The organism is Curtobacterium pusillum (assembly GCF_007673235.1).
Taxonomy (GTDB): Bacteria; Actinomycetota; Actinomycetes; order Actinomycetales; family Microbacteriaceae; genus Curtobacterium; species Curtobacterium pusillum_C.
Window position 1 is genome coordinate 132,519 of sequence record NZ_VDZH01000005.1, and the last position, 13,960, is coordinate 146,478.

Consider the following 13,960-nt stretch of genomic DNA (forward strand, 5'->3'; position numbering starts at 1 on the left):
CCGTGGGTAGCGTCGACGCATGCAGACGACGGCGTCGATGCCCCACCACCTCCGGACGACCCGGCTGGTCCTGGACGGCTGGTCGGACGGCGATGCCGACTGGTACGCGGACCTCGTCGGCGAACGGAGTGCCGCTGCCGCCCGTCGGGGTGAACCGCCGACTCCCCGGACCGCCGGTCGTCCGGACCACGACGCGGCCGCGGCCTCGGTGCTGTCCCTCACCGGCACGATCGGCACCGCGCTGCCGCTCTACCCGGTCCGACTGGCCGCGACCGGGTCGCCCCTCGGGTACTGCGGACTCGTCGTCGGGCGGTCGACACCGGAGGAGCCCGAGCTCGCGTACGAGTTCCTCGAGGCCGCGCACGGCCACGGGCACGCCACCGAGGCAGCCACTGCCGTCGTCGCAGCGGCACGAGCCGTCGGGTACGAACGGCTCTGGGCCACGATCCGGGCGTGGAACGCGCCGTCGTTCGGGGTCGCCGAGCGACTCGGGTTCGTCCCCGACGCCGCCGCGACCGCCGCCCACCCGGAGCCCGACGACGGCCGCGGAGCACAGACCTGGAACCGACTCGACCTCTGATCTCGCCCAGCCGTCCCGCGCAGTGGGGGTCCCTTCCGCGCCGAGATGGACGACACTGGACGTGTATGCAACCAGCAGTGACGCCGATCCACGTCGATCGTCGGGGTTCCCTCGTCGACGACGCCGTCGCACTGTACGAGCGTGCGTACACCAGCCGCGACATCCACATCGGCGAGGCCGCTCCGGACGGGTTCTCCTTCCGCTTCCGAGCCGTCGGTGACCAGGACGTCACCGTGGGGACGTCCGACGTGCGGGCGCACCGCTGGGGCACGATCACCCCCGGCGCCGACTACGTCCTCGTGTGGGCGACGTCACCCGGCATGACCATCGACACGGACACCCGTGACCCCGTGCCGCTCCTGCCGGGCATCCCCGTGATGTACCCGGCCGGCCGCGACTTCCGCTTCGACGGACTCCCGTCCGGGCAGCACTCGGTGCGCTTCGGCGGAGCGTTCCTCGAGTCGATCGCGGCGGCTCGACGCGGGGACGACGAGCCGCGGCAGCTCGCGTTCCGGGGCGCGCTCGGGGTGGACGCGCTCCGTCGACTCCGCAGCCGGATCGGGGAAGCCGCACCGCGCCTCCTGGACGCTTCGACGCCCGCGGCGGACCGGGCCCGGTGGAACCAGTCCATCGCGGACGCCGTCGTCGCCGCGTTCGACGCGACCCCGTCGCGAGCGCCGACGGCGGCCGTCGGCTCGTCGACGATCCGCTTCGCCAAGGAGTGGATGGTCGCGAACGCCCGGCGACCGCTCACCGTCGCCGAGGTGAGCGAGGCGGCCGGCGTCAGCGCGCGCGGGCTGCAGGCGGCGTTCCAGCGGCACGTCGGCGTACGGCCGATGCAGTTCCTGAGGGAGGCCCGGCTGCACGGGGTCCGGTCGGACCTGCTGGCCGCCGACCCCGACGGGACGACCGTCGCCGAGATCGCCGTGTCGTGGGGGTTCCACCACCTCGGTCGCTTCTCGGGTTACTACGCCGACGTGTACGGCGAGCCGCCGTCCGAGACCCTCCGCGGGCGACGCGGTCCCCGCTAGGGGCTCGCGGCTCCCGCTAGGGTGAGCCCATGTCAGTCGGTCTGCTCGCCATCGTCGACGACGTGCTCTCCGCAGCGCTGAAGGCCAGTGCCAAGACGGCGGGTGTCGTCATCGACGACGCCGCGGTCACCCCGCAGTACGTCCAGGGGCTCACCCCCGCCCGTGAGCTGCCGGTCGTCGGCCGGATCGCACTCGGCAGCCTCTTCAACAAGTTCGTCATCATCATCCCGCTGGCGCTGCTGCTGTCGGCGTTCGCGCCGTGGGTGCTGCCGTGGCTGCTGCTCATCGGCGGCACCTACCTGTGCTTCGAGGGCGCCGAGAAGGTCACCGAGTGGTTCGGCCACCACCACGCCACCGGCGACGAGCCCTCCGCCGACGAGCGGAAGCTGGTGTTCGGCGCCATCCGCACGGACCTCATCCTGAGCACCGAGATCATGCTCATCGCGCTCGCGAGCCTCGACCCGGACCTCGGGACCTGGCTCACGCTCGGCGCGCTGATCGTCATCGGGCTCGGTATGACGGCGCTGGTCTACGGCGCCGTCGCGCTCCTCGTGAAGGTCGACGACATCGGCCTGCAGATGATGAAGAACCCCGTCCGTCGGACCCGGCGCACCGGAGCGCGGATCGTGCTCGCGATGCCGACGGTCTTCCGGGTGATCAGCATCGTCGGCACGGTCGCGATGCTCTGGGTCGGCGGGCACCTCGTCATCGCGAACCTGGCGGAGACGTTCTGGCACGGGCCGTACGACCTGCTGCACGTCGTCGAGCACGGGGTCGAGGCCACCGGGCCCGTCGTCACGTGGATCGTCGACACGGCGATCTCGGCGGTGTTCGGACTGGCGCTCGGGCTGGTGGTCGTCGCGATCGCGCTCGGGGTCGGACGACTGCGGAGCCGGTCCACGGAGCACAGCCGGTCCACGCAGGGCAGCCACACGGCCCACTGAGGGAGACCTCGGGCCGTGACACTGTTCAGTGAGCGCTGTACAGTTGCGCCATGCTGACCGCCGCCCCGCGACTCGACGTGATGAACCGCCTCGGTCGCGCCCTCGCCGATCCGACGCGCGCACGGATCCTGCTGCGCCTGCTCGACTCCCCCGGGTACCCCTCCGAGCTCGCGGACGAACTCGGCCTCACCCGGGCGAACGTGTCGAACCACCTCGCGTGCCTGCGCGGGTGCGGCATCGTCGCGACCGTCCCCGAAGGGCGTCGCACCCGGTACGAGATCGCCGACGCGCACCTCACCCGGGCGCTGGAGTCCCTGGTCGACGTCGTCCTCGCCGTCGACGACGGCGTCGGTTGCACCGACGACGACTGCGACGTCCCGCTCTGCTGCGGACCGGGCGCATGACCGGAGCAGTGTCCATCGGCGTCCGGCCCGCCCCGGCGGCCGCGCGGCAGGCGCTCCTCCGGAAGCGCATCCGGTGGATCGTCGCCGCGACCATCACCTACAACGTGGTCGAGGCGGTCGTCGCGATCGCCGCGGGCTCGGTGGCGTCGTCGACCGCGCTCATCGGCTTCGGGCTGGACTCGATCGTCGAGGTCCTGTCGGCAGCGGCCGTCGCGTGGCAGTTCGCCGGGCGTGACCCGGAGGCACGCGAGCGGACGGCGCTCCGGGTCATCGCCGTGTCGTTCTTCGGACTCGCGCTCTACGTCACCGTCGACGCCGTGCTGACGCTGACCGGGCTGCGCGAGCCGGAGCACAGCACCGTCGGCATCGTCCTGGCAGCGGTCAGCCTGGCCGTGATGCCGTTCCTCAGCCTGCTCGAACGGCGGACGGGCACGGAACTCGGCTCGGCGTCGGCGATCGCGGACTCCAAGCAGACGCTCGTGTGCAGCTACCTCTCCGCCGCCGTCCTGGTCGGACTCCTCCTCAACACCCTGTTCGGGTGGACCTGGGCCGACCCCGTCGCCGGCCTCGTCGTGGTCGTCTTCGCGGTGCGCGAGGGCCTCGAGGCGTGGCGCGGCGACGCCTGCAAGCAGCCGGTCGCGGCGCTCACGGGTGAGCGCGCGGGCGACGCGTGCGACTGCTGCTGACGGTCCACTGTCGGACTGGAGGCACGGTGCGGGCCCGCCACGCGCCTCCAGTCCGACAGCCCGTCGGCGTCGTCAGATCTCGACGTCGCTGCCCATCGTCACCGTCCGGTGGGCGGGCAGGCCGAACCGCGCTGCCGGGTCGGCCGCGTTGTGCGCCAGCCCGACGAACAGCTTCTTCCGCCACCCGACCATGCCGTGGTGCCCCGGCGTCGGCCGGAGCGCGCCGCGGGAGATGAAGTACGACGCGTGCTCCATCTCGTCCGGGTCGATGTCGAGTACCTCGGCCAGGCACGCGGCGTGCAGGGCCTTCGGCAGGTCCTGGTCGTCCGAGAACCCGAACTTGATGGTGATGTGGTCGATGCCGTCGTCCTCGTACCCGAGGTCGTCGCGGAAGAACGCCCGCGCGTGCGGCACGTGGGGCACGTTGGCGGTGAGGACGGACACGATGAGCACGGTCCGGTGCAGCACGTGGTTGTGGTCGACGTTGGCGCGGAGGGCGAGCGGTGTCGTCTCCTTGTTCGGGTGCGGGAACACCGCGACACCGGGCACGCGCGGGACGTGGTCCTCGTTCACGCGCTCGATGAAGTCGGCGAGGGAGCCCTCCCGTTCCTTGCGTTCCTCCTGCACGAGCGCCCGACCGCGGCGCCACGTCGTCATCACGGTGATCACCGCGAGCGCGATGAGGAGCGGCACCCACCCTCCGTGGATGATCTTCGACAGGTTGCCGGCCAGGAAGGTCAGCTCGAGTCCACCGAACGCCACGGCGGCGAGCACGAGCTTCCACGGCTTCCACTTCCAGAGCGGCCGCACGACGAGCAACAGCAGGAGGGTGTCGACGACCAGTGCACCGGTCACGGACACCCCGTACGCGGTGGCGAGGTTCGCCGAGGACCGGAACGCGAGCATGATCGCCAGCACGCCGATGAACAGCAGCAGGTTCACGGCCGGCAGGTAGATCTGGCCGCTCTCCCGCCGCGAGGTCTGCCGGATCGTCAGGGGCGGCAGCAGTCCGAGCTGCACGGCCTGACGGGTGAGCGAGAACGCGCCGGAGATCACGGCCTGGCTGGCGATCACCGTCGCCATCGTCGCGAGCACCACGACCGGCAGCCGGAGCGCGTCCGGGAACAGCAGGAAGAACGGGTCCTTCGCGGCCGACGGGTCGCGGAGCACGAGGGAGGCCTGGCCGAGGTAGTTCAGCACGAGCGCCGGGAAGACGACGAAGAACCAGGCCCGGAGGATCGCCGGCCGGCCGAAGTGCCCCATGTCGGCGTAGAGGGCCTCGGCGCCGGTGATCACCAGGACGACGGCGCCCATCGCCACGAACGTGATGTACGGGTGCGCGAACGTGAAGGCGATCGCCCACGTCGGCGACAGCCCCTGCAGCACCCCGGGGTGGGCGATGATGTGCGGTACCCCGGCGGCCGCGATGACCACGAACCAGAGCAGCATCACGGGGCCGAAGAGATTGCCGACCTTGCCGGTGCCGAACCGCTGGGCAGCGAACAGCACGACGAGGATGACCGCGGCGATCGGCACGATCAGGTGCCCGACCGCGGGTGCGGCGGTACCGAGGCCCTCGACCGCGGACAGCACCGAGACCGCGGGCGTGATGACCGAGTCGCCGTAGAAGAGCGAGACGCCGACGATCCCGATGACCAGGAAGATCACCGCACCGCCGCGACGCTTCGCGTAGAGCCTGCGGGCGAGTGCCGCGAGGGCCATCACCCCACCCTCGCCGTCGTTGTCGGCGCGCATGAGCACGAGGACGTACTTGATCGAGACGATGATCGTGATGCTCCAGAACATCATCGAGATCACGCCGTAGACGTCCTCCTGGTTGGCCTTCACGATGCCGTCGTCGATCGTGAACACCGTCCGCAGGGCGTACAGCGGACTCGTGCCGATGTCGCCGAACACCACCCCGAGGGCGGCGAGGGCGAGCACGGCGGCGCCCTTCTTGACCGCGCCGTGGCCGCCGTCCTCGGCGGTCTCGGTCGTCGGTGTCTCGGAGCGGGTCTCGGTCACGCTCGTCACTTCCGTCTCCGGCCGTCCGGACGACGGCCGCCGCTCATCCTCGCACCGCCGACCTCGGCACGCTCGCAGCGCGCGCACATCATGCGGGAGTCGCTGGGCGCTGCCGTTCCAGTTCGTCGGCGACGACCGCCGCGAAGGCGTCCGCGCCGAAGTGGTCGTCGGCCGTGACGGTCACCACGGTGCCGCCGTCGACGTCGCGGTCGGTGTCGGTGTCGGTGTCGCGGTCGAACAGCAGCATCTGGCCGTACGCGCCGTGCAGCCGCCAGAGCCGCCCGGGTCCGCCCCACCCTGCCATCGCGTACCGCTCGTAGCCCGGCCCGGTCCCCTCGCGCTCGACCCAGTCGCCGTGCATGGCGTCGCACCACCGCGCGCCGACGATGCGCCGACCCCCGAACACCCCGCGGTCCCGGATCAGCTGTCCGAGCCGGGCGAGCTCCTCCGTCCGGAGCGCCAGGCCCTCACCGGCGGCGACGAAGCCGTTCGGGCAGCGCTGCCAGGCGACGTCCTCGATGCCGAGCGGGTCGAACAGCCGGCAGGACACGTACTCCCCCACGTCGCCGATGCGCGTGGCGAGCACCCGCATCGCCGTGTACGTGCTCGCGTTCGCGTACTGGAACACCCGCCCGCGGGAGGGCCGCCCGAGGAACTCCACCGCCAGGTCCGGCCAGTCCGTCAGCTCCGTCTCGGACCACGGCATGTCCACGCCGCTCGCCATGGTGAGGAGGTGCCGGAGGGTCACCTCGTCGGTCCCCGCGCCGAACGTCCAGTCGGGCAGGGACGAGGCGACCGGCTCGTCGACGTCCACGAGCCCGTCGTCCGCGGCCATCCCGGCGGCGAGGACGCAGACGCCCTTCGCGACGGAGTGGACCTCGCGTCGGACGTCGGGTGCCCAGTGGTGCTCGACGTCGTCGTCGCCGACGCGCACGTGCAGTCCCTGGGCGCCGAACCCGGTCTCCTCGACACGGCGGACGAGGGCGTCCAGGATCGTCTGCGCGGAGCTCACACCCCATCTTCTCGCGCCGGGCGCGTGGTGACCCCGGAACGGACTGGAGGCGCGGTGCCAGCCGGCACCGCGCCTCCAGTCCGTCACCCGGTCGCGTCGCGAGCCGGGCGGACGTCGTCAGCGACGACGGAAGTAGCCGTTCGCGCCACCGACGAACATCAGGACGGTCGCGACGATCACCGCGACGGCACCGATCCAACCGAAGGCGTTGCCGCCCGAGGCCGCGCCCACGCCGACACCGATGACCTGCAGGATCGCGAGGACCAGCAGGACGATGCGGGCCCAGTTCCGGCCGTCGCGCATCTTGAAGACGATGATGAGCTCGATCACGGCGAGGATGAAGGCGAAGATCGCGCCGCCGACGAGCGGGGCGGTGCCGACGCTCTCCGCGGCGGACGATCCACCGCCGGACACCAGGCTGATGATCCCTTGGAGGATGTTGGCGAGGACCACCACCAGCCAGATGACGAACGAGACGGTGACGGAGGTCGGACGACCTGTCGTGCTTGCCATGTGCTGCTCCTTCTGACCTGGCCGCGTCCAGCGACCTTTCCGCCAACGTACAGCGTCATCTGAGGTTTGTCCGGATGTCCGTTCCGCGTTGGCGACGGCGAGGGAGGGACGCCGCGGGGCGCAGGGTCCCTCCCTCCTGAGCACGCTCGTCCCCCCACCACAGGAGTCTCCGCAGAGGAGCGCGCTCGACGCGATCAGTTCCTGATCGCGAGCTCTGGTCAGCCGACCACGGACGGCACCGCCCGGGTCGGGGTCACGCGACCTCCTCGAGTCGCCGCGCGAGCTGGTCGAGCCGGGCACGGAGACGGGCCGGCACGCGCTCACCGAAGCGATCGAAGTGTGCCCGGAGCTGTTCGACCTCGGCCGACCACGCGGCGGGGTCGACCGAGAACAACTCGTCGAGCGCGAAGCCGTCGAGTTCCAGCCCGGCGAGGTCGAGGCCACCGACGGCCGGGAGCCCGCCGACGGGGCTCCAGTCCACGTCGGCCGAGCCGTCCAGCCGGCCGGCGATCCACTCGAGCACCCGAACGTTCTCGCCGAACCCCGGCCAGAGGTACGCACCGTCGGACGACTTCCGGAACCAGTTCACCCGGAACACCCGCGGCGCCTTCGACCCGAGGCGGTCGCCGATCTCGAGCCAGTGCGCCCAGTGGTCGGCCATGTTGTACCCGCAGAAGGGTTGCATCGCGAAGGGGTCGAGTCGGAGTGCACCGACGGGCCCCTCCGCCGCCGCGGTCTGCTCGCTCGAGATGGTCGAACCGAAGAAGACGCCGTGCTCCCAGTCCTCGGCCTCGGCCACGAGCGGCACGTTCGTCGCGCGACGGCCGCCGAACACGATGGCATCGATCGGGACGCCGTCCGGGCTGTCCCAGTCCTCGGAGATCGTCGGGCACTGGTCGGCGGCGACGGTGAACCGGGCGTTCGGGTGCGCTGCGGGCGTGGTGCTGCCGGGCTCCCACGCGTGGCCCTGCCAGTCGATCAGGTGCTGGGGCGGCTCCTCGGAGGCGCCCTCCCACCACACGTCGCCGTCGAGCGTGAGGGCGACGTTCGTGAAGATCGTCCCGGACCGGACGGTGGCCATCGCCGCGGGGTTCGTGTCGGGCCCCGTGCCCGGGGCGACGCCGAAGAACCCGGCCTCCGGGTTGATCGCCCACAGCCGGCCGTCCGCGCCCGGGCGCAGCCAGGCGATGTCGTCCCCGATCGTCTCGACCGTCCAGCCGGGCAGCGTCGGCGTCATCATCGCGAAGTTCGTCTTCCCGCACGCCGACGGGAACGCCGCCGCGACGTGCAGGACCTTCCCCGCCGGCGTCGTGACGCGGATCAGGAGCATGTGCTCGGCGAGCCATCCGTCCTGCCGGGCCATGCTCGAGGCGATGCGGAGCGCGAAGCACTTCTTCGCGAGCAGGGCGTTCCCGCCGTACCCGGAGCCGTACGACCAGATCTCCCGGGTCTCCGGGAAGTGGGCGATGACCTTCGTCTCGTTCGACGGCCACGGCACGTCGCCGATCCGGGTCCCGTCGTCGTCGACGAGCGGCCGCCCGACGGTGTGCAGCGCGGGGACCCAGACGGTGTCGTGCCCGATCTGCGCCAGGGCGTCCGACCCCATCCGCGTCATGATCCGGGTGGACACGACGACGTAGGGCGAGTCGGTGATCTGGACGCCGACCTGCGAGATCGCACCGCCGACCGGGCCCATCGAGAACGGGACGACGTACAGCGTCCGCCCGCGCATCGAGCCACGGAACCGCTCGGTGAGCTCAGAGCGCATGGCGTCCGGCGCCCGCCAGTTGTTCGTGGGGCCGGCGTCCGATTCCGACTCGGAGCAGATGAAGGTCCGGTCCTCGACCCGGGCGACGTCGGCCGGGTCGCTCCGGGCGAGGTAGCTGCTCGGGCGCAGCCCGTCGTCGAGCGCGATGAGTGAGCCGGCGGCGACCATCTCGGCGAGCAGTGCGCGGTTCTCGGCGTCACTGCCGGAGCACCACGTGACCTGGTCCGGTTCCGTCAGGGCGGCGACGTCGCCCACCCAGCGGTGGAGTGCCTCCAGGCCGGGTCCCGGCGTGATGATCGGTCCGATGGTCTCGGTGATGGTGGTCATGCTGGTCCTTCGAGGTCGGGGCCTGCGGTGGTCCTGCGGACGGTGGTCAGCCGGCCGCGACGAGCGTGTCGGCAGGTTCGGCGGTGTCGTGCCGGTGGGGTGTCGGGCGGATCGCCCGGGTGGCCGGTGTGGCCCGGAGGGTCGCGCCGCGTTGCGCCACGGCGGCGGATCCCCAGCGCACCGCGCGGCGGGCGGCGACCGCGGGTGCCACGCCGTCGACGTCGGCCGCGAGGTACCCGGCGAGCGCCGCGTCGCCGGCACCGGTCGTGTCGACGCAGGCTGCCGCGATGCCCGGGACCAGGGTGTGTCCGTGCGCGTCCACGAGGAGCGCTCCTGCCTCGCCCATCGTGACGAGCGCGCGCCTCGCGCCGCGGGCGAGCAGCCCGCGTGCTGCACGGACGACGTCGTCCACGGTGGCGAGCGGGTGCCCGACGGCCTGCGCGAGCTCGTCGACGTTCGGTTTCACGAGGTCGACGGGTGCGAGGGGGTCGAGCACGGCGGTGAGCTGGTGGCCGGGGACGTCGAACGCGACGGACAGTCCGATGGTGCGCGCGGCGAGGACGAGCGGCAGGACGTCGACGAGGTCGCCGTCGGCGCGGTGGTCGCCGTGTGCGCGGTGGTCGCCGTCCGTGCGTTGGTCGTCGTCCGCGCGGGCCGGGAGGCACCCGGTCACCACGAGCCATCGGGCATCGGTCTCGAGCGTGGTGCGGAGCGCAGCCACGGTGAGCGCGGTCCACTGGGCGCGGGTGAGGGGCGCGGGGGCCTCGTTGACGTTGGTGGTCGTGCCGTCGTGCGCGGTGACGACGGTGTTCACCCGGGTGCGGACGCCGAGGTCGACGGGACGCAGTCCTGCGCGTTCCGTGTCGTCGAGTCCCGCGAGCACGTCGGCCGCCAGCGGGACGACGGCGTGCGACGCGGCGCCGTGTGCGAGGAGGGCCCGCGTCACGTTCACACCGTTGCCGCCGAGGGTCTCCGTGACCGAGGCGGCACGGTTCACCGCACCCGGTCGGAGAGACGCGATCGAGTACGTCCGGTCGACCGCGGGCGCCGGGGTGAGCGTGACGACCGAGCGCCCCGCCCCGGTCCCGGTCCACGCGGCGGCGTCCGGACGCACGACGCTCATGCTGCGACTCGCTCCCCGAGGACGTCGCGGATGCGGTCCGCGACGCGGTCGACCGACAGGCCGTACTTCTCGAGCAGGAAGTCGTTCGGCCCGGACTCAGCCCACGCGTCCGCGAGGCCGACCTTCGTCAGGCGGGCACCGCTCGCTCGGCCGGCGAGGACCGCGGCGACGACGTCGCCCAGCCCGCCGACGACGGAGTGCTCCTCGACGGTGACGACGTCGGTCGCCCCCGCGAGGTGCTGCCAGAGGGCGTCCTCGTCGAGGGGCTTGATGGTCGGCAGGTGGACGTGCCGGACGGACCGTCCGCCGGAATCGACCGTGGTGATCGCGTCGACGGTCCGGGAGGTCTGCACGCCGGTGGAGACGACCGTCGCCTCCGGGGCGTCGCCGCCGGCGCGGAGCAGTACCGGGGCTCCGAGGCGGAACTCGTAGCCGCTGTCGAAGACGTCGGCGACGGCGTCGCGGGCGAGCCGGAGGTAGACGGGCCCGTCGTGGTCGGCCGCCCAGCGGATCATCGCCTCGGCCTCGGTCTCGTCGGCGGGCGCGAGGACGGTCATGTTCGGGAGTGCCCGCATGACGGACAGGTCCTCGATGTCCTGGTGCGTCTTGCCGCTCGCCCCGTTGAGCAGCCCCGTGTAGGCGGCGGCGAGGCGGACGGGCGCCTTCGTCTGCGAGACGAGCATGCGCACCTGGTCGAGTGCACGGTTCGTCAGGAACACACCGAACGACGACAGCCACGGTCGGTAGCCGAGCGTCGACATCCCGAACGCGATGCCGACCATGTTCTGCTCGGCGATGCCGGCCTGGACGAAGCGCTCGGGGTGGGCGTTCGCGAACGTCACCGCCATGGTGGACGTGGCGAGGTCGCCGTCCACCACGACGATGCGGTCGTCGGTCTCGGCGAGTTCGGTGAGGGTGTCGCCCCACACTGCGCGTTGCGCCTTCATGCGAGGGCCTCCGTCTTCTGGTCGATGAGCAGTTCTGCCCGTGCGGTGTCGAGCTGTTCGTCGGTGGGGACGCCGTTGTGCCACTTGAACGTCGCGCGGGTGAACGAGACGCCGTTGCCCTTGACCGTGTGGGCGATGATCGCCGTCGGCTTCCCCGTCGTGCCGCGGGCCGCGTCGACCTCGGCGTAGGCGTCGAGGATCTCGTCGTAGTCGTGACCGTTGATCTCGATGACGTTCCAGCCGAACCCGCGGAACACGGCGGGCAGGTTCACGTGCCCCATGGGCTCGCTGCGGTCGTAGCGGTCGTGCTCGCCTGCGGGCCAGCCGTACTGCTGCAGGCCGTTCAGGTCGACGATCGCGGTGAGGTTGTCGAGGCCGTACCGGGGAGCGTGGATCACGGTCTCCCAGACCATGCCCTCCTCGATCTCGCCGTCGCCGAGCACGACCCAGGTGTGGAAGTCCTTTCCCTGCATCTTCGCGGCGATGGCCATCCCGGAACCGGCGGAGAGGCCCTGACCGAGCGAGCCGGTCGACGAGTCCACGCCGGGCGTGAGCTTCATGTCGGGGTGGCCCTGCAGGCGGGAGTCACCGTGGTCGAAGGTGGCGAGCTCCTCGACGGGGAAGTACCCGCGGAGCGCCAGGACCGAGTACAGCCCGATCGCGGAGTGCCCCTTGGACAGGATGAACCGGTCGCGGTCCGGGTCCTGCGGCGTCGACGGGTCGATGCGGAGCTGGTGGAAGTAGAGGGCGACCATGAGGTCCATCGCGGACATCGGCCCGCCGATGTGTCCCGCCTTGCTGGTCGCGACGGTCTCGAGCACCCGCCAGCGCCCTTCGCGGGCCACGGTCTCGAGGTGTTCGACGTCTCTCGCGTCGTTGCGTGTCACGGCGACTCCTTCGTTCTGCGGTGGTGACCTCAAACTATCACTCTGTGAACGATGTGTCTACTGAGTGAGATTCTGCGAGGGACTTCGACGTGGGAGGATGGCCGCATGGCAGACGGCGCCTCCGACGACGGCGGGATCGAGATCCTCAGCAAGGCCGGGGCGATCATCGACGCCCTGGCCGGGACGCAGGCCTTGACCGTGAGTGCCCTCGCGGAAGCCGTCGACGAGCCCACGAGCTCCACGTACCGACTGCTGCAGAGCCTCCTCGCGATGGGGTGGGTCGACGCCGCTCCGACGCGCGGTACCTACCGCCTCGGCCTCGCGTGCATGCAGATCGGCGGTGTGCTCGAGGACTCGCTCGACGTCCGCGGCGTCGCACTCCCGCGGATGCGCGAACTGCGGTCGACCGCCGGGGTTGCTGCGCTGCTCTGCTACCGGCGCGGGGTCCGGGCCGTGTGCGTGGAACGCCTCGAGGGACACGACGTCCGATCGGTGGCGATGCAGGTCGGCGACGCGCTGCCGCTCCACGTCGGGGGCGCCCCACGAGCCCTGCTGGCGTTCCTGGCGGCGGGCGAACAGCACGCCGTGGTCGACGAGCTCCTCGCCGGGGGCGGCGGGGTCGGCGGCGACGGGGTCGGCAGGGCCGCCGACCCGTACCCGGTGCCGAGCGCGGCCGAACTCGACACCGAGTTGCGGGCGACGCGGGAGCGCGGGTACGCCCGCTCCGACCAGGACGTCACCATCGGCATCGCCGCCTTCGGCAGCCCCGTCTTCAACCACCGGGGTGAACTCGTCGCAGCGGTGTCCATCAGCGGCCTGCGCGAGCGCCTCGTCGAACGGGAAGCCGAGATGAGCGCCCTCGTGGTCTCCACGGCCGCCGCGATCAGCGCGGACCTCGGGTTCGACGGAGGTCCTCGTGGCTGAGCGGAAGCCGATGCGCGTGCTCGCGAACTCGATGGCGGTCGTCGAGGCACTCGCCGAACGCGGGGACCTGTCCCCCGCCGAGCTCGCCGAGGCCACCGGACTCCCCCGCCCCAGCGTGTACCGGTTCGTCGACGGACTGAAGACCGTCGGCCTGGCGACCACCACGGACGAGAACCGTGCGCGCCTCAGCGTGAAGTGGCTCCACCTCGCCGACGCCGCCCGCGACGCCATGACCGAGTGGGCATCGGCACGACGGGTGCTCGACGACCTCGCCGACGGCACCGAGCAGACCGCCTTCCTGACGGTGCCGCGCGGGGACGAGGCCCTCTGCATCGACTGGGCACCCGGACGCGGCATCGGCGTGCTGACCCTCGCGCCCGGCCGAGCGCTGCCGCTCTACGCCGGCGGTGCCGGCCGTCTCGTGCTCGCCTACGCCCGCGACGTCGACGACTACCTCGAGCACGGACCAGACCGGCGTCCGCTCACCACCGAGACGATCACCGACGCCGGAGCCCTGCGGGCCGACGTCGAGCGGACCCGCGAGCAGGGCTACACCCTGTCGCTCGACGACGCCACGATCGGGATCGGCGCGCTCGCCTTCCCGGTGTTCGGCGGCGACGGGGGGCTGCTCGGGTGCGTGTCCGTCGCGGGGCGGTCGGTGGACGTCCGCGAACGACAGGACGAGTTCACCGCGGCCGCACGGGCAGCGGTGGCGGAACTGACGAGCGGGGCCACCAGCGAACTGGCGACCCCGCTGGTCGATCGCGACGCCTGACGGCGCTGCGCTGG

At 71.9% G+C, this 13,960-nt stretch carries 14 protein-coding genes; 7 read left to right on the forward strand and 7 right to left on the reverse strand.

Features of this window, described 5'->3' with window-relative positions:
- Positions 1–19: 19 nt before the first annotated feature.
- From FS532_RS14525 to FS532_RS14545, 5 genes are all read left to right on the forward strand, one after another.
- Positions 20–580, forward strand: a complete 561-nt coding sequence (locus FS532_RS14525; protein WP_222122000.1) for a GNAT family N-acetyltransferase — start codon at positions 20–22, stop codon at positions 578–580.
- A gap of 65 nt (positions 581–645) precedes the next feature.
- Complete coding sequence (locus tag FS532_RS14530) at positions 646–1,611, forward strand: helix-turn-helix domain-containing protein (RefSeq protein WP_144755826.1); 966 nt, start codon at positions 646–648, stop codon at positions 1,609–1,611.
- Between the two features lie 29 nt (positions 1,612–1,640).
- Complete coding sequence (locus tag FS532_RS14535) at positions 1,641–2,555, forward strand: DUF808 domain-containing protein (protein ID WP_144755829.1); 915 nt, start codon at positions 1,641–1,643, stop codon at positions 2,553–2,555.
- A gap of 50 nt (positions 2,556–2,605) precedes the next feature.
- On the forward strand, positions 2,606–2,959 hold the full coding sequence (gene cmtR, locus FS532_RS14540; protein ID WP_144755832.1) for a Cd(II)/Pb(II)-sensing metalloregulatory transcriptional regulator CmtR: 354 nt from the start codon (positions 2,606–2,608) through the stop codon (positions 2,957–2,959).
- Positions 2,956–3,645 carry a cation diffusion facilitator family transporter gene (locus FS532_RS14545; RefSeq protein WP_144755835.1) on the forward strand — a complete coding sequence of 230 codons (690 nt, stop codon included), beginning with the start codon at positions 2,956–2,958 and terminating at the stop codon, positions 3,643–3,645. Before cmtR ends, FS532_RS14545 begins: the two co-directional genes overlap by 4 nt.
- Positions 3,646–3,717: 72 nt before the next feature.
- Here the strand turns inward: FS532_RS14545 and FS532_RS14550 are convergent, their stop codons facing one another.
- The 7 genes from FS532_RS14550 to FS532_RS14580 all read right to left on the reverse strand — a co-directional run bounded on the left by FS532_RS14550 (position 3,718) and on the right by FS532_RS14580 (position 12,247).
- Positions 3,718–5,679, reverse strand: coding sequence for a potassium transporter Kup (locus tag FS532_RS14550; RefSeq protein ID WP_260852751.1), 1,962 nt, complete (start codon positions 5,677–5,679; stop codon positions 3,718–3,720).
- A gap of 79 nt (positions 5,680–5,758) precedes the next feature.
- Positions 5,759–6,682 (reverse strand): serine hydrolase domain-containing protein, encoded by a 924-nt coding sequence (locus FS532_RS14555; RefSeq protein WP_144755838.1) that lies wholly within the window; start codon positions 6,680–6,682, stop codon positions 5,759–5,761.
- Between the two features lie 117 nt (positions 6,683–6,799).
- Positions 6,800–7,195 carry a hypothetical protein gene (locus FS532_RS14560; protein WP_144755841.1) on the reverse strand — a complete coding sequence of 132 codons (396 nt, stop codon included), beginning with the start codon at positions 7,193–7,195 and terminating at the stop codon, positions 6,800–6,802.
- 253 nt (positions 7,196–7,448) lie between these two features.
- Positions 7,449–9,290 (reverse strand): phosphoenolpyruvate carboxykinase (GTP), encoded by a 1,842-nt coding sequence (locus tag FS532_RS14565; protein WP_144755844.1) that lies wholly within the window; start codon positions 9,288–9,290, stop codon positions 7,449–7,451.
- A 46-nt stretch (positions 9,291–9,336) separates the two neighbouring features.
- Positions 9,337–10,413: a 1-phosphofructokinase family hexose kinase gene (locus FS532_RS14570; RefSeq protein ID WP_144755847.1), complete on the reverse strand. Its 1,077-nt coding sequence runs from the start codon at positions 10,411–10,413 to the stop codon at positions 9,337–9,339.
- Positions 10,410–11,360 carry a transketolase family protein gene (locus tag FS532_RS14575; protein WP_144755849.1) on the reverse strand — a complete coding sequence of 317 codons (951 nt, stop codon included), beginning with the start codon at positions 11,358–11,360 and terminating at the stop codon, positions 10,410–10,412. The genes FS532_RS14570 and FS532_RS14575 overlap by 4 nt, the downstream gene beginning before the upstream one ends.
- Complete coding sequence (locus FS532_RS14580) at positions 11,357–12,247, reverse strand: transketolase (RefSeq protein WP_144755851.1); 891 nt, start codon at positions 12,245–12,247, stop codon at positions 11,357–11,359. The genes FS532_RS14575 and FS532_RS14580 overlap by 4 nt, the downstream gene beginning before the upstream one ends.
- A 105-nt stretch (positions 12,248–12,352) precedes the next feature.
- On the opposite strand from FS532_RS14580, the gene FS532_RS14585 reads away from it, so the two are divergent.
- Positions 12,353–13,171 carry an IclR family transcriptional regulator gene (locus tag FS532_RS14585; RefSeq protein WP_144755853.1) on the forward strand — a complete coding sequence of 273 codons (819 nt, stop codon included), beginning with the start codon at positions 12,353–12,355 and terminating at the stop codon, positions 13,169–13,171.
- Positions 13,164–13,946 carry an IclR family transcriptional regulator gene (locus tag FS532_RS14590; RefSeq protein ID WP_144755856.1) on the forward strand — a complete coding sequence of 261 codons (783 nt, stop codon included), beginning with the start codon at positions 13,164–13,166 and terminating at the stop codon, positions 13,944–13,946. The genes FS532_RS14585 and FS532_RS14590 overlap by 8 nt, the downstream gene beginning before the upstream one ends.
- Positions 13,947–13,960: the final 14 nt, after the last annotated feature.